Source organism: Kitasatospora misakiensis (assembly GCF_042656005.1).
Lineage (GTDB): Bacteria > Actinomycetota > Actinomycetes > Streptomycetales > Streptomycetaceae > Kitasatospora > Kitasatospora misakiensis.
On sequence record NZ_JBHSOF010000039.1, the window covers coordinates 58,158 to 74,250 of the forward strand.

The 16,093-nt window shown below is 74.0% G+C and carries 15 protein-coding genes and 1 pseudogene; 6 read left to right on the plus strand and 10 right to left on the minus strand.

The window, feature by feature from the left end; translation table 11 throughout:
• Window positions 1-16 precede the first annotated feature (16 nt).
• The 3 genes from ACFP3U_RS25950 to ACFP3U_RS25960 all read right to left on the minus strand — a co-directional run bounded on the left by ACFP3U_RS25950 (window position 17) and on the right by ACFP3U_RS25960 (window position 3,124).
• Window positions 17-895 (minus strand): ABC transporter permease, encoded by an 879-nt coding sequence (locus tag ACFP3U_RS25950; protein WP_380228069.1) that lies wholly within the window; start codon window positions 893-895, stop codon window positions 17-19.
• Window positions 883-1,848 (minus strand): ABC transporter permease, encoded by a 966-nt coding sequence (locus tag ACFP3U_RS25955; protein ID WP_380228070.1) that lies wholly within the window; start codon window positions 1,846-1,848, stop codon window positions 883-885. Before ACFP3U_RS25955 ends, ACFP3U_RS25950 begins: the two co-directional genes overlap by 13 nt.
• A gap of 106 nt (window positions 1,849-1,954) precedes the next feature.
• The gene (locus tag ACFP3U_RS25960; protein WP_380228071.1) at window positions 1,955-3,124 is read right to left on the minus strand and encodes an ABC transporter substrate-binding protein; all 1,170 of its coding nucleotides are present in this window, start codon (window positions 3,122-3,124) and stop codon (window positions 1,955-1,957) included.
• A 340-nt stretch (window positions 3,125-3,464) separates the two neighbouring features.
• Between ACFP3U_RS25960 and ACFP3U_RS25965 the strand changes: the two genes are divergently transcribed.
• On the plus strand, window positions 3,465-4,271 hold the full coding sequence (locus ACFP3U_RS25965; RefSeq protein WP_380228105.1) for a GntR family transcriptional regulator: 807 nt from the start codon (window positions 3,465-3,467) through the stop codon (window positions 4,269-4,271).
• Window positions 4,272-4,324: 53 nt separating this feature from the next.
• Here ACFP3U_RS25965 and tmpA read toward each other — a convergent pair whose 3' ends face one another.
• From tmpA to ACFP3U_RS25980, 3 genes are all read right to left on the minus strand, one after another.
• The gene (tmpA, locus tag ACFP3U_RS25970; protein WP_380228072.1) at window positions 4,325-5,923 is read right to left on the minus strand and encodes a 2-trimethylaminoethylphosphonate dioxygenase; all 1,599 of its coding nucleotides are present in this window, start codon (window positions 5,921-5,923) and stop codon (window positions 4,325-4,327) included.
• A 145-nt stretch (window positions 5,924-6,068) separates the two neighbouring features.
• Complete coding sequence (locus ACFP3U_RS25975; RefSeq protein ID WP_380228073.1) at window positions 6,069-6,971, minus strand: hypothetical protein; 903 nt, start codon at window positions 6,969-6,971, stop codon at window positions 6,069-6,071.
• Window positions 6,972-7,026: 55 nt separating this feature from the next.
• Entirely contained in the window at window positions 7,027-8,127 is a 1,101-nt protein-coding gene (locus ACFP3U_RS25980; protein WP_380228074.1) for a pyridoxal-phosphate-dependent aminotransferase family protein, read from the minus strand.
• A 117-nt stretch (window positions 8,128-8,244) separates the two neighbouring features.
• Between ACFP3U_RS25980 and ACFP3U_RS25985 the strand changes: the two genes are divergently transcribed.
• From ACFP3U_RS25985 to glnII, 4 genes are all read left to right on the plus strand, one after another.
• Window positions 8,245-9,348, plus strand: coding sequence for an amidohydrolase family protein (locus ACFP3U_RS25985; RefSeq protein ID WP_380228075.1), 1,104 nt, complete (start codon window positions 8,245-8,247; stop codon window positions 9,346-9,348).
• Window positions 9,349-9,445: 97 nt separating this feature from the next.
• Window positions 9,446-10,123, plus strand: coding sequence for a uracil-DNA glycosylase (locus ACFP3U_RS25990; protein WP_380228076.1), 678 nt, complete (start codon window positions 9,446-9,448; stop codon window positions 10,121-10,123).
• A gap of 148 nt (window positions 10,124-10,271) precedes the next feature.
• The gene (locus ACFP3U_RS25995) at window positions 10,272-11,330 is read left to right on the plus strand and encodes an SCO1860 family LAETG-anchored protein (RefSeq protein WP_380228077.1); all 1,059 of its coding nucleotides are present in this window, start codon (window positions 10,272-10,274) and stop codon (window positions 11,328-11,330) included.
• A gap of 169 nt (window positions 11,331-11,499) precedes the next feature.
• Window positions 11,500-12,522: a glutamine synthetase gene (glnII, locus tag ACFP3U_RS26000; RefSeq protein ID WP_380228078.1), complete on the plus strand. Its 1,023-nt coding sequence runs from the start codon at window positions 11,500-11,502 to the stop codon at window positions 12,520-12,522.
• A gap of 109 nt (window positions 12,523-12,631) precedes the next feature.
• Here the strand turns inward: glnII and ACFP3U_RS26005 are convergent.
• Both ACFP3U_RS26005 and ACFP3U_RS26010 read right to left on the minus strand, forming a co-directional pair.
• Window positions 12,632-13,062: pseudogene (locus tag ACFP3U_RS26005) on the minus strand (GNAT family N-acetyltransferase).
• A gap of 56 nt (window positions 13,063-13,118) precedes the next feature.
• The gene (locus ACFP3U_RS26010; protein WP_380228079.1) at window positions 13,119-13,790 is read right to left on the minus strand and encodes a DUF4232 domain-containing protein; all 672 of its coding nucleotides are present in this window, start codon (window positions 13,788-13,790) and stop codon (window positions 13,119-13,121) included.
• A gap of 248 nt (window positions 13,791-14,038) precedes the next feature.
• On the opposite strand from ACFP3U_RS26010, the gene ACFP3U_RS26015 reads away from it, so the two are divergent.
• Entirely contained in the window at window positions 14,039-14,425 is a 387-nt protein-coding gene (locus ACFP3U_RS26015) for a hypothetical protein (RefSeq protein ID WP_380228081.1), read from the plus strand.
• 7 nt (window positions 14,426-14,432) lie between these two features.
• Here the strand turns inward: ACFP3U_RS26015 and cobC are convergent, their stop codons facing one another.
• Both cobC and ACFP3U_RS26025 read right to left on the minus strand, forming a co-directional pair.
• Window positions 14,433-15,542 carry an Rv2231c family pyridoxal phosphate-dependent protein CobC gene (gene cobC / locus ACFP3U_RS26020; protein WP_380228082.1) on the minus strand — a complete coding sequence of 370 codons (1,110 nt, stop codon included), beginning with the start codon at window positions 15,540-15,542 and terminating at the stop codon, window positions 14,433-14,435.
• Window positions 15,539-15,946 (minus strand): cobalamin biosynthesis protein, encoded by a 408-nt coding sequence (locus tag ACFP3U_RS26025; RefSeq protein ID WP_380228083.1) that lies wholly within the window; start codon window positions 15,944-15,946, stop codon window positions 15,539-15,541. The genes cobC and ACFP3U_RS26025 overlap by 4 nt, the downstream gene beginning before the upstream one ends.
• Window positions 15,947-16,093 lie beyond the last annotated feature (147 nt).

Genomic DNA, 16,093 nt, shown 5'->3' on the forward strand with positions numbered 1-16,093 from the left:
GGTGACTCCGGGGGGTTCAGGAGGTGGCGGTCTTGGCGCCGCGCTGCCGGCCGACGGTGGCCAGCAGGAGCAGCAGCAGCCAGGTGAGCAGCAGGCTGAGGATGGAGACCGCGACCGACATGTGGGCCTGGCTGTTGCCGACCGAGTAGATCCAGACCGGGAAGGGCTGGAACCCGAGGATCGAGGCGGCGGTGAACTCGCCGAGCACGAGGGCCAGGGTGAGGAAGGAGGCGTTCAGCAGCGCGCCGCGCAGGTTCGGCAGGACGACGGTGAACACCGCCCGGGGCCAGCTCGCGCCGCAGTTGCGGGCGGCCTCGACCAGGGTGCGGACGTCCACCGCGCGCAGGCCGGCGTCCAGCGAGCGGTAGGCGAGCGGCAGGGCCATCAGCACGTACGCGATGACCAGCACCAGCGGGAAGTCCGGGTTCTGGACGAACACGAAGGTCTGGAAGAACGGGGTGTCCATCAGGTAGTCCGGGCCCCAGCGGAGCACGCCGATCAGGCCGGCGGTCAGCGCGACCGGCGGGACGACCAGCGGCAGGGTGCAGAGCAGGTCGATGACCGGGCGCAGCCGGGGCGCGCCGAGCCGGACCGCGATCAGCGCGGGGACGAGCAGGACCAGCAGCACCAGCACGGTGACGAGGGCGAGCTCCAGGGTCAGCCGGAGGCTGTCCAGGAAGCCGGGTGCGGAGAGCAGCCCGGTGTAGGCCTTGAGGGAGAGGCCCTGGGGCTCGTCGATCGAGAACCAGGTGGAGGCCGCGAGCGGGACGACGAAGTAGAGGCCGGCGACCAGCAGTACGGCGCCGCGCCACCAGCGCGCCTTCGGCCGGCGGACGGCGGCCTGGCGGGCGGCGGCCTGGCGGCGGGGGCGGTCGGGGGTGGTCAGCTGAGCCATCGGGCGCTCCGGCGCTGGAGGGGGAGGTACACGGCCATCACCAGGACGGCCACGACGATCATGTTGAGGCTGAGCGCGAGGGCGAGGTTGCCCTGGCCGACCAGCACGTTGCCGGAGAGCGCGTCCGCGATCGAGCGGCTGACCAGCGGGACGGTCGCGCCGACCATCGCGGCGGCCGTGGCGTACGCGGCGAAGGCGCTGCCGAAGAGCAGCACGAAGCCGCCGAGCAGCGAGGGCAGCAGGATCGGCAGCGCGACGTGCCGCCAGTACTGGAAGGTGGTGGCGCGGTTGTTCTGCGCCGCCTCGCGCCACTGGGTCCGCAGGCCGTCCAGCGCCGGGGTGATGGTGAGCACCATCAGCGGGACGAGGAAGTACAGGTAGACCACGGTGAGGCCGGTGAACGAGTACAGCGTCCAGCCGTGGTCGGTGAGGTGCAGCAGCTTGGTGATCTCGCCGGCGTTGCCGAGGGTGGCGACGAACGCGAAGGCGAGCGGCAGGCCGCCGAAGTTGGCGAGCACACCGGAGGCGGTGAGCACTGCCTGGCGCAGCCAGCCGCGGCGGGAGGTGACGACCGCCTGGGCGAGCGGCAGGCCGATCAGGGTGGCGAGCAGCGCGGTCAGCGCGGAGAGCTTGAGGCTGCTCAGCATGGCGGTCAGGTAGCCGCCCTGGACGGAGGCCGTCAGGTTGTCGAGGGTGAACTGCCCGGCACCGCTCTCCGCGTCGCTGGAGGTGGTGAACGCGCCGATCACGATGGCGACGGTGGGGAGCCCGAAGCCGATCAGGAAGAACAGCAGCAGCGGCACGGTGGCCAGCCAGGCGCCGCCGAGGCGGGCGAGCGGGCGGCGCCGCGCGGGGGCGGGGGTGGTGCGTGCGGCGGTGGTCGACGCCCCCGCGCCGCCACCGGGGTCGGTGGCGGCGGGGGTGGTCGGCACCGGGGTGGGAGCCGTGGTCATGAGTGCCTTATCTCAGCCAAATGAGTGGTGTCTCAGCCTGACGGGTGGTGACTCAGCCCGATGGGTGGTGTCCCAGCCCGATGGGTGGTGCGTGGCCGGGGCGGGGTCAGCCAGCGATGGCCTTGGTCCAGTTCTCGGTGACGACCTTCTTGGCCGCGTTGATCTGGTCCACGGACGGGAAGTCGGTGAAGGGCTTCTCGACGACCGGCAGCTTGGCGGCGCCGGCGGCGTCGAGGGTGCCGTCCTTCTTCAGGGCCTCGAAGGTGGCCGGGGTGGCGTAGCCGCCGAGGAAGAGGTTCTGGCCCTCGGCGCTGAACAGGTACTCCTGCCACAGGCGGGCGGCCGCCGGGTGCGGGGCCCACTTGTTGACGCCCTGGTTGTAGAACTGGGCGTAGGAGCCGTCGGAGGGGATGGAGACCTTCCAGTCGATGCCCTTGTCCTTGAACTGGTCGCTGTAGCCGGCGTTCAGGTAGGACCAGTCGATCGAGATCGGGGTCTCGCCCTTCTCGATGGTGGCCGGGGTGGACTCGACCGGGTTGAAGTTGCCGGACTGCTTCAGCTTGCCGAAGAAGTCGATGCCGGGCTGGATGTTGTCCAGCGAACCGCCGTTGGCGAGCGCCGCCGCGTAGACGCCGCCGAAGGCGGAGCCGGACTTGGTCGGGTTGCCGTTGAGGGCGACCTGGCCCTTGTACTCCGGCTTCAGCAGGTCGGCGAAGGTCTTCGGGCAGTTGGCGATCTTCTTGGCGTCGCAGCCGATGGAGATGTAGCCGCCGTAGTCGTTGACCCGCGCGCCGCTGGCGTCCTTCATGCTGTCCGGCACCTTGTCGAAGGTGGCCACCTTGTAGGGGGCGAGGATGCCGTCCTTGACCGCCTGCAGGGCGAAGGCGCTGCCCAGGTCGACCACGTCGGGGGCGCGGTCCTGGCCCTTGCGGGAGTTGATCGCGTTGATCTCGTCCTGGCTGGAGCCGTCCGGGTTCTCCTCCTCGACGTCCAGGCCGTACTTGGCCTTGAAGCCGTCGATGATCTTGCCGTAGTTCGCCCAGTCCCGGGGCAGCGTGATGACGTGCAGCTTGCCCTCCTTCTTGGCGGCGGCGACCAGGCCGTCCAGGCCGCCGAAGTCGGCGGTGGAGGTGGCGTCCTTGGCGTCCTTGGCGCCGGCCTTGGCGGCGTCGCCGGCCTTGGCGCTCGAACCGGCGGAGCCGCAGGCGGTCAGGGAGAGCGCGGCGGCGGTCAGTACGGCCGCGAAGGCTGCGGCACGGGCGCGGTGCACGGTCACGGGGAAGTCTCCTGTAAAGGGGGCGTACTGCGAGGGGGCGTTCGCGGGGGTCCGCGGGCCGGCGTCTCGCGAAGGGCGGCGGGCCGGCCGGGGTGAGCGACCGATCGACGTCATCCGAGTTGACTAGCCAACTTCGCTGACGGCAGTAAGTACGCCGGAGCGCGGTGAAGGGAAGGTGAACGGATGGCCCAGAGCCGGGGTCGGCTGCGGGAACGGTCGAATCAGGTCGCCGGCGGATGATCGCGGAGTGCGATGCTTCGGGAGCGCAGCGGGATAAGGTCGGTCTGTCCGCGCTGGTATGGGCTGCGCAGGACACCGCCCAGGAGGGAAATTGACTGACGTGGCACTGGAGTCGGGGCGCCCGGAGAGCCGCCCGGCCGGCGCTCCCGAACCCGAGCGCGCGTCCGGTGCGCTCTACCGGAAGGTCGCCGCGGACCTGCGCGAGGCGATCACCACCGGCGCGTTCGGCGAGGCTGGACGGCTGCCCGCCGAGGGCGCGCTCGCCGAGCAGTACGGCGTCTCGCGCGGCACCGTCCGCCAGGCGCTCGCCATGCTGCGCTCGGACGGCCTGGTCACCTCGCGCCGGGGCACCCGCCGCGTCGTGCTCGGCACGGCCCGGGTGCAGAGCTTCTCCGAACTGCTCAGCTTCACGCACTGGGCGTACTCGATGGGCGAGGAGCCCGGCGGCATCCTGGACTCGCTGGTCCGCCGCCCGGCCGACGCCGCCGAGCGCGAGCAACTCCGCCTGGAGCAGGGCTCCGAGGTCTATGTGACGGTCCGGCTGCGCACCCTCTCCGGCAAGCCGGTGATGGTCGAGCGGACCGTCTACCCGCCCCGGGTCGGCGAGATCGTCGCCGAGCTGCCGCCGGACGTCGTCTCGCACACCGAGGTGCTGCGCGAGCACGGCATCCTGTTCACGGACGCCGACCACACGATCGACATAGTCGCCGCGAACGCGGACGACGCCCGGCTGCTGGGCTGCCGGCGCGGCGGCCCGCTGCTGCGCGAGCGGCGCCGGACGACCGACCCGACCGGTATGCCGGTGGAGTGGTCCCAGGACCGCTACCTGCCCGGCACGGTGGCCTTCAGCATCCACAACTCGCTTGCCACGTCGGCGCTTTCGCGACACGCGCGGGAAGGCGACTGAGTTCTGGGGGGCGGCCAGGCCTGTGGGCCGGGCCGCCACCTCGCTTTGGCGCGTCAGCGCATGAGCGCGGCCAGCAGCGGCCGGAAGTGCGCGAAGTCCGGGGTCACCGCCTCCGCCTCCTTGGCCTCGTCGTCCCAGCGGCGGACCGCCACCGCGTCCTCGGCGCCCGGGTGGGCGGCGAAGGCGGCGGCGTCCTGCTCGGACATCGGGCCGCCCTGCACCTGGAGGGTGAACTCCGAGGCCTCGGAGAGCCGCGCCCGGTAGTCCGGCTCGACGGCGCAGAGGTACCGCTTGGCGGCCACGTGCAGGCGGATCGGCTCGGTGACCTCGGGGCCGAACCAGCGGGCCAGCCAGTCGGCGCCGGTGTCGCTGTGCCGGTTGTCCTGACCCTGCATCAGATCCCGTCCGTGCAGGGCTCCTTGGCTGTGCTGGTCCAAGAAATGCCCGACATCGTGCAGCAGCGCCGCCGCGACCAGGTGCGGGCCCGCGCCCGTCGCCTCGGCCAGCGCGCCGGCCTGCAGCATGTGCTCGGCCATGGTGACCTCCTCGCCCAGGTACTCCCCGGCGCCCTCGCCCTCGAACAGCGCGGCCAGCTCGTCCAGCGCCGCCGAGCGGCGCCGCAGCACGGCCAGGGTGGAGGCGAGCGAGTCCACGTCCGCGTAGCAGCCCTGGAGGTGGCGGCGGCCGTCCTGCGCGAAGGCCGTCCGGGCGTGCAGCAGCCGGACGTTGTCGAAGATCAGGCAGTCGCCGGGGTCGAGGCGGAACTCCAGCTGCAGCTCCGGGCGCAGGGTGATCGCGGCGAACGCCCGGTACGCGGCGTAGAAGGCGTCCAGCTCCGCGGCCGGGCCGCGCAGGGTCGCGATCGAGCGGTTGTTGAACCGCACCTCGCGGATCCGGCCCAGCCCGTCCACCTCGATCAGCGGCCGGTCGGCGCGCAGCTCGGCGCCCCGGTCGCGGAAGACGAACGGCACCGGGGTGCGGGTCAGCACGGCGAAGTGCTCCGGCGCCTCGGCGCGCAGCAGCGCCGCCGCCCGGAAGCCGTCCACCAGGCCGGAGTCGCCGCCGGTCGCCGAGTTCTCCAGGCAGTGCAGCAGTTGGAGGGTGGGCACCGGGTCCCGGTACGGGTTGTCGGTGTGCGGGGCGATCGCGGCGCTGGTGAACGCCAGGTTGTTCGGGTCCGGCTCGACCCGGACGTCGAACAGCTCGCCGTAGTTGGTGACCCGCACGTACCCGAAGGTCGCCGCCACCGCGAGCACCTGCCGCTCCCGGGTCGGCACCCCGCGCAGCACCGCGAAGCCGGAGCGGAGGACGGCGGCCAGCACGGCGGCCCGCTCGGCCGGGTCGGCGAGGTAGGCCGCCCAGTCCGCCTCCGGGATGCCGGCCGCGAAGTCCGCGGCGGTCCAGAGCCGCTTGCCGGCCTCCGTCCGGCCGTCGTCCTCGGCCTCCCGGGTCAGCCGGTCGAGGGGGTGGCGCGAGCGGTGCCCGTCCGACCAGAGCACCTCCAGGTGGCCGTCCACCTCGGCCCGCGCGGCGATCGCCAGGTCGTCCGGCAGGTCGGTGATCTGGAACAGCTTCTGCCCGTTGCGCGGATCGCGGCACTCGGCGCAGGGGCAGTTGTCGCGCAGCCAGTACGGCGACAGCTCGGTGGTCATGGTCGTCTCCCTCGGGCGGCTCGGCGGTGAAGTTGTATAGCCAACTTCTCGTCGCGCAGGAGCCTGCCGGGAGCCGGTGAGGTCAGGGTGCCGGGGGAGTGAACGGTGCGGGAACAGGCTGCGGGGTTTTACCCGGGGGAGGGGCTTACGTGAGCCGGCGGGCCGCCCACCAGGCGGCGAGCGGCGGGGCGGTCGCCGCCGCGAGCGCCAGCAGCCAGCCCGCGGCGGTGGGCGGCCAGGCGAACACCACCAGCAGGGCGAGGCCGACGCCCGCCGCCAGCAGCAGCGCGACCGGCAGGTGCGTCCCGGGGGTGAACCGGCGCAGCTCGTCGACCGGCTCCCGGGCGGCGGTGTTCAGCACGAGCGCGACGATGAACGAGCCGACGAGGCCCAGGAGCACGATCCAGAGCCCGGCGATGCCGCTCAGACCGCTGTAGTCGTGGGCCCGGGCGCCGAGTTCGAGGTCGTTCGCGGCGAACATCACCGAGACCGAGTCACCCGGCTCGGGTTCGTCCAGCGTCTCGACCCGGTCCACGGTCAGTCGCCGGGGCACGCCGTCGGACCACGGCACCGTCAGCACCATCGGCGCGCTCCAGACCGGGTGGTCGTTGACGACGACGCCGGTCTCCCGGGGCGTGCCGAGCACCTCCGCGATCTCCACCGTGTAGGTGCCGCCGCCCGCCCGCAGGACCCGCTGGGTCCAGCGGCCCTCGGCGCCGTCCGGGCCGACCGCCTGGGCCAGGGCGGCCGCCGGCCCGAGCGCCAGCGCGATGCCGAGCAGCACCGGGACGGCCCGGCCCGGAGTACGGGGCGCGCGCTTGTCCAGCTCCGGCCGACCGTCGTCCCGCCGGTTCCGCCGGTGCGCCGCCGCCGAGGAGGCCAGCCAGGCGAGGGCGCAGACCGCCGTCACCAGCAGCGGCAGCAGCCGGGCCCGGGTCGACAGCGCCACCGCGTCCGGGCTCAACGCGGGCAGCAGCGCCCACACTTCGGTGACGAGGACGCCGATCAGCGTCAGCCACCCGGTCGTTCTGGTCCACACCGTCGACATGCGTGCCCCCCGTGATCAAGATCGGAGCGCGAGCCTAGCTGGGTGCCGGAGCGGCCTACCGTCCGGCGGTGAGCGCCTCGCCCCAGGCGGTGTCCGCCGCGGTCAGGGCGGGGCCGGCGTCGGTGCCGGTCGCGGTGGCGAGGGCGGTGAGGGTGGCGCGGACGGGGGTGAGCGCGGCGGCGGGGCCGTAGTGGTTGACCCGCAGCATGGTGCGGGCCAGGGCGCCGCCGCCGGCCTGGACCGGGAGGGTCGGGTCGAGGCGCAGCAGTTCGGCGGCGAGGCCCGCGGCGGCCAGGCCGGCCGGGGTGCGCAGGGTGGTGGCGACCGGCGCGGCGTGCGCGTCGTCCGGGACGAAGGGGTCGAGCGTGCCGAGCGCCCGGACGCCCGCGCGGGTGGCGGCGGCGGCCGCCCGGTGGCGGGCGATCACGGTGGGCAGGCCGTCGGCCGCGATCCGGTCCAGGCAGGCGTCGAGCGCCAGCATCTCCAACTGCGCGGGCGCGTGCGGCAGGGCGGTGCGCCCGGCGTCCGTCCAGCGCTCCTTCCAGTCGAGCAGCGAGAGGTAGGAGTGGCGCGGGGCGGCCGGGTTGGCGGCGATCCGCTCCCAGGCCCGCGCGGAGACCGAGACGGCGGAGACGCCGGCCGGTCCGCCCATGGCCTTCTGGCCGCCGATCACGCACAGGTCCACGCCCCACGCGTCGGTGAGCAGCGGTTCGGCGGCGACCGAGGCGACCGCGTCCAGCATCAGCAGGGCGCCGTGCGCGCGGACGGCGGCGGCGATCTCGGCGACCGGGTTGGTGTTGCCGGTGGCGGCCTCGGCGTGCACCAGCGAGACGAAGTCGATCGACGGGTCCGCCGCCAGCGCCTCGGCGACCTGCGCGCCGCTCACCGCGGTGTCGAACGGGACGGCGAGGTCGACGACCTTCGCCCCGCAGTCGCGCAGCCAGTTGCCGAAGGTCTGCCCGTAGGGGCCGGTGACGATGTTGAGCGCGGTCGAGCCCGGGTGCGCGGCGCCGCGGATCGCGGCCTCCAGCGGCAGCAGCGCCTCGCCCTGGGTGACGATGACGTCGGCGGTGGTGTGCAGCAGCGCGGCGACCTTGTCCTCGGTCGCCGCGAACTGGGCGGCGGTGAGCGGGGGCAGGTCGAGGAAGGGGCTCACGGTCTCGGGGCCTTTCCGGGTGGGGTGTGTGTGGGGAGGGGGACGGCGGCCGGCTGGGGACGAGTCTGCCCCATCCGCGGCCCTTCCCCGGAACGGCGCCGTCGGTAGAGTGCGGCCATGAGCGATGGCGCGGTGCTGCACGTCCGTGGTCGGGTGCTGGTCGGTCCGGAGGACGTCCGGGACGAACTCTGGGTGGTCGACGGCCGGGTGAGCTTCTCCCGCCCGGTGGCCGTCGGGGCGGGTTCCGGGGACGTCCGGACGGTGACCGGCTGGGTGCTGCCGGGCCTGGTGGACGCGCACTGCCACGTCGGCCTGGACGCGCACGGCGCGGTGGACGCCGCGACCAGCGAGAAGCAGGCGCTCACCGACCGCGACGCCGGCACCCTGCTGATCCGCGACGCCGGTTCGGCCGCCGACACCCGCTGGATCGACGACCGTGCGGACCTGCCGAGGATCATCCGGGCCGGCCGGCACATCGCCCGCACCCGCCGCTACATCCGCAACTACGCGCACGAGATCGAGCCCGGCGACCTCGCCGCCTACGTGCGGGCGGAGGCCCGGCGCGGCGACGGCTGGGTCAAGCTGGTCGGCGACTGGATCGACCGGGAGCGCGGGGACCTCGCGGCCTGCTGGCCCGGCGACGCGCTCGCCGAGGCGATCGCGGCGGCGCACGAGGAGGGCGCGCGGGTCACCGCGCACTGCTTCGCCGCCGAGTCGCTGCCGGACCTGCTGGCGGCCGGGATCGACTGCGTCGAGCACGCCACCGGCCTGACCGAGGAACTGGTCCCGGTGTTCGCCGAGCGCGGTGTCGCGATCGTGCCGACGCTCGTCAACATCGCCACCTTCCCGCAGCTGGCGGCCGGTGGCGAGGGCAAGTTCCCCGCCTGGTCGGCGCACATGCGCCGGCTGCACGAGCGCCGCTACGCGACGGTGGGCGCGGCGCACGACGCGGGCATCCCGATCTACGTGGGCACGGACGCGGGCGGCTCGCTCGCCCACGGCCTGGTCGCGGCGGAGGTGGCCGAGCTGGTGAAGGCCGGGCTCAGCCCCGCGGAGGCGCTCTCGGCGGCGAGCTGGGGCGCGCGCGCCTGGCTGGGGCGCCCCGGCCTGGAGGAGGGCGCGCCGGCGGACTTCGTGGTGTACGCGGACGATCCGCGCGCCGACGTCCGGGTGCTGGCCGATCCGCGGCTGGTGGTGCTGCGCGGTCGCCCGGTGGGCTGAGCGCCCGCGCGGGGGTCGTCGGTGCTGTCACCGGTGCGGTACCGGTGTGATCATCGGAGGGAACGGACTGTCCGGGTAGGCCGATAGGGTTACGCCCATGGCACCGCGTCCACTGAACGAGATCGTCGAGCCCGGGTGGGCCACCGCGCTGGAGCCGGTGGCCGGGCGAGTCGCCGCGATGGGTGACTTCCTCCGCGCCGAACTGACCGCCGGCCGCACCTATCTGCCCTCCGGGCCGAACGTGCTGCGCGCCTTCCAGCAGCCCTTCGCCGACGTCCGGGTGCTGATCGTCGGCCAGGACCCGTACCCGACACCCGGTCACGCCGTCGGCCTCAGCTTCTCGGTGGGGGCGGACGTGCGGCCGATCCCGGCCAGCCTGATCAACATCTTCCAGGAGTACGGCAGCGACCTCGGCCTGCCGCAGCCGTCCAACGGCGACCTCACGCCGTGGACGCAGCAGGGCGTGCTGCTGCTGAACCGCGCGCTGACCACCGCCCCGCGCAAGCCCGCCGCGCACCGCGGCAAGGGCTGGGAGGAGGTCACCGAGCAGGCGATCCGTGCCCTGACGGCGCGCGGCGGCCCGCTGGTGGCGATCCTCTGGGGCCGTGACGCGCGCAACCTGCGGCCGCTGCTGGGCGAGATCCCGGCGATCGAGTCGGCGCACCCGAGCCCGTACTCGGCGAGCGGCGGCTTCTTCGGCTCGCGTCCGTTCAGCCGGGCCAATGAGCTGCTGGTGCGCCAGGGCGCGCAGCCGGTGGACTGGCGTCTGCCGTAGCCGCGAGCGCGCTTTAGCAGACCTGGGTCAGCGTGGAGCGTCAACATCACCCCAACGGGTGAAATGACTCTCCGTACGGCTCATATGACGGATCGTTTGAGAAGACTGGCGGCTCATCCACTTCAGTCGTAGGCCGTGGGGTACCGCCATGTCTTCTCGCCGAATCGTTTCCGCAACCGCCGCCGTCGCGGTCTGCACCCTGCTCACCGTCCCGTCCGCCCGGGCCGCGGGGCCGTCCGCCCCGGCGGCCCCGGCCTCCCCGACCGCCCCGGCGGCCCCCTCGCCCGGCAAGGCGCGCGCCGTCACCGTCGAACTCGACCTGGACGTCCGGCTGTTGAACAACGCTGCGGACGTCCCGGTGAACGTCTCGCTCAACAGGGTCGACTCCCCGGCCCAGCGTGAGGGCACCGTCCTCACCGCCCAGGTGGACGGCGTCGACCAGTCCGGCCCGGTCACCCTGGTCAAGGCCGACGTCGGCAAGTCGGTGACCAGGGCGGACGCCAAGGGCGCCACCGCCTCCGTGACCCTCGCCGACGCCGATGTGCACGCCCCGGGCCTGCCCGCGACCACCCTGCTGGGCCTGGAGGCGCTCACCGCCACCGCCACCTGTCCGGTCGACGGGCAGCCGACCGCCGACGTGGTGGCGCCCGCCAGGCTCACCGTCCTCGGCAAGCCGGTCACGATCAGCCTGTACGGGCCGACCAAGGTGGACGTGCCGCTGGTCGGCAGCGTCTCCGTGGAGTTCTCCAAGAAGACCACCACCTCCACCACGGCCGCCGCCTCGGCGCTGGAGGTCCAGGTGGCGGTCGACCCGCTGAACCTCAACGTCGCCAAGGTGACCGGCACGATCACGGTCGCCTCGGTGAGCTGCGAGAAGCCGGTCCCGGCCGCTCCCACCCCGTCTTCCACTCCCACTCCGGCGAACGCCGCCCCGGCCGCCCAGCCCGCCGCGGACACCACCCCGTCCACCGCCCCCGGCACCGGCCGCCCCGCCGCCCCGCAGGCCGCGACCGCCACCCCCTCCGCCCGCCGGACCGGCGCCGGTACCTCCTCTGCCGCGCCCGACCACCTCGCCGCCACCGGCGGCAACGACTCCACCACCCCGCTCGCCGCCGGTGCCGCCGCCCTCGTGGCGGGCGGCGCCGGTGCCCTCTGGGCCACCCGCCGCCGGCGGGCCGCCGCCCCGGCCCACGCCCGCCGGCACTGACCCTCGACGCCCCACGGCTGCGGGAGTGCCAGCGGCGACACCCCCGCACCGTGACGGTGTCAACGCGGACGGTTGGTTCACATGGGCGTTACATGAGAGGAACAACTGGGAAACGGCGCCTTGCGACGCTACGCGGGCACCCACCACTCAAGTTGCGAGGTACACCGCCGTGGCAATCAAGGCCGAGTACATCTGGATCGACGGCACGAAGCCGACCGCCAAGCTCCGTTCCAAGACTCGGGTCCTGCCGAACGCCGACAAGATCCCCACCTGGGGCTTCGACGGTTCCTCGACCAACCAGGCCGAGGGCCACGCCTCGGACCGCGTGCTGGAGCCGGTGAAGGTCGTCAAGGACCCGATCCGCGGTGGCGACAACATCCTCGTCCTGTGCGAGGTCAACGAGATCGACGGCACCCCGCACGAGTCGAACACCCGCTCGCTGCTGCGCGTCGTGGCCGAGCAGTTCGCCTCGCAGGAGGCGATCTTCGGCATCGAGCAGGAGTACACCTTCTTCAAGGGCTCCCGCCCGCTCGGCTTCCCCGAGGGCGGCTTCCCGGCCCCGCAGGGCGGCTACTACTGCGGCGTCGGCGCCGAGGAGGTCTTCGGTCGCGAGATCGTCGAGCTGCACCTCGACCGCTGCCTCGACGCCGGCCTGGCGATCTGCGGCATCAACGCCGAGGTCATGCCCGGCCAGTGGGAGTTCCAGATCGGCCCGGTCGACGCCCTGACCGTCTCCGACGACATGTGGATCGCCCGCTACCTGCTCTACCGCACCGCCGAGGAGTTCGGCATCGACGCCACCCTCGACGCGAAGCCTGCCCGCGGCGACTGGAACGGCGCCGGCGCGCACACCAACTTCTCCACCAAGGCGATGCGCGAGGGCTACGAGGCGATCATCACCGCCTGCGAGTCGCTCGGCTCCTCCCAGGAGAAGGTCCTGGAGCACGTCACCCAGTACGGTGCCGACATCGAGTCCCGCCTGACCGGCAAGCACGAGACCGCTCCGTGGAACGTCTACTCGTACGGCGTCTCCGACCGCGGTGCCTCGGTCCGCATCCCGTGGCAGGTCGAGGTGGAGCAGAAGGGCTACATCGAGGACCGTCGCCCGAACGCGAACGTCGACCCCTACGTCGTCACCCGCCTGCTGATCAACACCTGCTGCGCCGCCCTGGAGAAGGCCGGCCAGATCTGATCCCGGCCCGCCGACAGGCGGGACGGCACGCAGCAGTAGCACATACGCCCGCAGGGCCTCCCCCGTCACCGGGGGAGGCCCTGCGGGCGTTCAGGCATTGACCGGTCCGTCACTGCACGCCCAGGACCATCCACTTCTCCGGTGCGGTCAGCGGCTCGAAGCCCACCCTCGCGTACACGGGTGGGCGTCGGCGGCGGCGAGCATGATGCGGCGCAGCCCGTACGGCGCGAGGTGGTCGCGGACGGCGGCGGCGAGGGCGGTGCCGAGGCCCCGGCCGCGAGCGGCCGGGGCGATGTAAACGTCGCAGAGCCAGGCGAAGGTGGCGTAGTCCGTGGCAACCCGCGCGTAACCGAGCTGGGCGCCGGACGGGCGCGCGTAGACGCCGAAGTTGAGGGATCCGGCGATGGCGCGGTCCTGCTTCTCGCGGCTGCGGCCGAGTGCCCAGTAGGCGTCCTCGGACAGCCACTGGTGGATCAGGGCCGGGTCGAGGCGGGCGGGGTCGGTGGAGATCTCGTAGCCGTCCGGCGGTTCCGTGGTCATGGCCGGATCCAAGCAGAGCTCCCCGCCGCCTGACCAGGCGTTTTCGTGCCGTCGGGTCAGTGGACGGGCACGGCGTCCGCCGGCAGGTTGTGCCAGTTGGTGACGATCGGCTTGTCGACGTTGGTCGGGCCGCCGATCGGCAGGCTGACCGGGTCGGGGTCCGGGTCGCCGACGGCCACGATGACGTCGGTGAACTGGACGGCCTGGTTGTCCTTGGTGGTCTTGGTCAGGACGCCCGCGTACGCGGCCTCCGAGCCGCTGAGCTTGATCGGCTGGGCGGCGGCCTGCTCGGCCTTGCCCGCCTCGATGCCGCCCGAGCCGAAGGCGATGACGGGGCGGCGGGCGGGCAGCGTGCAGGTGACGCCCGGCTTGGCCTTGACGGTGATCAGGAGGTAACCGCCCGCCTGGGACTCGGTCTTGGCGGTGAGCACGACGTCCTTGGTGTGGCAGGTGCCGGCGGCCTCGCCGGTGGCGGAGGGCTTCCCGGTGGCGGGCACGGTGGCCGGGGCGCCGGCGGGCGTGGTGGGCTTGGCGGACGCGGTACCGGCGGGCGCGGCGGTGCCGGCCGGTGCGGCGGTGCCGGCCGGCGTCGGCGCGGCGGTCGCGGCGGTCGCGGCCGGGCTCGACGCGGTGGAGCCGGTGCCGCTGTTGTCCGGGCCGCAGGCGGTGGCGGTGACGGCGAGCGCCGCGACGGCGATGGCGGTGAGAGCGAGACGGCGCGAACGCATGGTGCTGGTTCCCCCAGGAAGTTGACCGCCGGTGCGGGTCACCGGCGTAGTACGACCGTACGACGGACTCGTTCACGGGGTGGTGCGGGAAATATCTTGATTCTGTTCCGGACCGCTGCCGGGCCCGCCCGCATGGCCCTCGCCTCGGCGGGTAGGTCCGAAGGGGCCGAATTCCGGCTGGGAGGGAACCGGTTGCCGCACTGAGGGGTCACATCCCCACCGGAACCGAGTCCGAGGAGGCGACCGGGATGGACGACGGACACCGGCAGTTCGGCGGGACGGCGGGAGCGACGGCGGGCTGGGCGGCGGTGCGTGGCCGGGTGCTCCGGGCGGTGCGGTGGGCGGTGGTCGCCACGGCCGGGGCGACGGCGGCGGTGCTGCTCGCGACCTCGGCGGACGGCGGGGGCGGCGGGCGCTCGGCACCGATCATGGTCACGGTGCCGGGGGAGTCGTACCCGCCCGCGTCCACCACCGAGGCCTCTGCCGGGCCGCTGCCGTTGCCGTTACCGCTGCCCGGCTGCGTCGGCCGCGGGACCACCGAACCGCCCGGTTTCGAGGCCCCGCACCCCCGCACCGTCGCGGCCCGCCCGGAACCGGCCGAGCGGCCGACCGATCAGCCGGCCGACTGTGAGTGACCGGAGGTCAGGGCCGTTCCGGGGCGTCCCTCCGGGCGTCCCCTCGGGCGTCCCCTCGGGCGTCCCCGAGCGCGACCGCGAGGGCGGCCAGGAAGCCGTCCGTGGTGGCCTCGTCCCGGACGGCGACGCGCAGCCAGTCCGGGCCGAGGCCGGGGAAGGTGTCGCCCCGTCGGACGGCGAAGCCGAGCGCGCGCAGCCGGTCGCGGACGGCGTCCGCGCCGGGCAGCTCGACCAGGACGAAGGACGCCGCCGGTTCGCCGTGCACCCGGACCTCCGGGAAGGCGGCCAGGCCCTTGAGCAGGTGGTCGCGATGGAGCGCGAGTTCGTGCGCGGCCTGTTCGGCCTCGGCGAGCGCCGCCGGGGTCGAGCAGGCCCCGGCCGCGACCAGCGCCGGGGTGGACACCGGCCAGAGCGGCTGGGCGGCGGCCAGGGCGGCGATCAGCGGCGCCGGGCCGAGCACGTAGCCGATCCGCAGGCCGGCCAGCCCCCAGGTCTTGGTGAGGCTGCGCAGGACGACCACCCGGCCCGGCAACTCCCGTACGGAGGCCAGCGTTTCGCGCTCCCCGGGCACGGTGTCCATGAACGCCTCGTCGATCACCAGGGTGCGGCCGGGCCGGGCGAGGGCGGCGACGGCGGCGGCCGGGTGGAGGACGGAGGTCGGGTTGGTGGGGTTGCCGAGCACGACCAGGTCGGCCTCCTCCGGCACCGCGTCCCCGGTCAGCCGGAAGCCCTCAGCGGGGGAGAGCAGGACTCGTCGCACCTGGTGCCCGGCGTCCCGCAGGGCGGCCTCGGGTTCGGTGAACTGCGGGTGCACCACGACGGTGTGACGAGGTGTCAGCACGCGGGCGAGCAGGACGAACGCCTCGGCGGCGCCGGAGGTGAGCAGCACCTCGTCCACCGGGCGGCCGTGCCGCTCGGCGACGGCGGCGCGCGCGGCGGTGCCGTCGGGGTACGCGGCGAGGTCGGCGAGCGTGGCGGCGAGGCGTTCGCGCAGCCACGGCGGGGGCGTGCCGGTGCGGACGTTGACGGCGAGGTCGACCAGGCCGGCGCCGTCGGCACGCACTTCGGCGTCCCCGTGGTGGCGCAGGTCGGGTTCGGCGGGGGTGTGGGGGGTCACGGGTGCTCTCCTGCGTTCTGCGGGTGGGGTTGCGGCGGGTGCGAGTACGGGACGCGGGCGACGGCGACCGTCGCGGACGCCGACTTCCGCTTGGGGACGAGCAGTTCGCCGGCTCCCGCCGCCAGCGCCGCCGCCTCGGCCACGCTGACCGTCCCGACGGCGTCGCCGACGGCGCCGGACGGGTTCGGCACCGGGACGGCCGCCAGCACCCCGGCCGGGTACTCGACCACCGGCACCCCGAGCACGGTCGCGGCCGTACGGACGGCGGGGTGGCCGCCCTTGCCCGTCAGGGTGGCGAGCGCGGCGACGGCCCCGGACGGCAGTCCGGCACCGTCGAGCGTCCGCCGGATGAGGTCCAGCAGTTCCGCGTCCGTCGCCGCCCCGCGTACGCCGACCCCGATCACGAGCCGCCCGTCGCCAGCCGAAGCGCCGTGCGCGCCCCGGGCGCGCTGCGGATCACGCGCCCCCCGAACGCTCCGCGTACTCCCAGTGCCGCGAGTGCTCCGGGCGCCCGGGGTTTCCCCGGCGTCGCGGCCGCCGCCGTCCGGATC

Bases quoted from the DNA above. Each gene is read 5' to 3' on its own strand.
- tmpA (WP_380228072.1), bottom strand. From the start codon at position 5,923: ATGACCACCGAGCTGTCGCCGTACTGGCTGCGCGACAACTGCCCCTGC.
- ACFP3U_RS25955 (WP_380228070.1), bottom strand. From the start codon at position 1,848: ATGACCACGGCTCCCACCCCGGTGCCGACCACCCCCGCCGCCACCGAC.
- ACFP3U_RS26015 (WP_380228081.1), top strand. From the start codon at position 14,039: ATGGACGACGGACACCGGCAGTTCGGCGGGACGGCGGGAGCGACGGCG.
- ACFP3U_RS25990 (WP_380228076.1), top strand. From the start codon at position 9,446: ATGGCACCGCGTCCACTGAACGAGATCGTCGAGCCCGGGTGGGCCACC.
- ACFP3U_RS25985 (WP_380228075.1), top strand. From the start codon at position 8,245: ATGAGCGATGGCGCGGTGCTGCACGTCCGTGGTCGGGTGCTGGTCGGT.
- ACFP3U_RS25950 (WP_380228069.1), bottom strand. From the start codon at position 895: ATGGCTCAGCTGACCACCCCCGACCGCCCCCGCCGCCAGGCCGCCGCC.
- ACFP3U_RS25975 (WP_380228073.1), bottom strand. From the start codon at position 6,971: ATGTCGACGGTGTGGACCAGAACGACCGGGTGGCTGACGCTGATCGGC.
- ACFP3U_RS25995 (WP_380228077.1), top strand. From the start codon at position 10,272: ATGTCTTCTCGCCGAATCGTTTCCGCAACCGCCGCCGTCGCGGTCTGC.
- ACFP3U_RS26010 (WP_380228079.1), bottom strand. From the start codon at position 13,790: ATGCGTTCGCGCCGTCTCGCTCTCACCGCCATCGCCGTCGCGGCGCTC.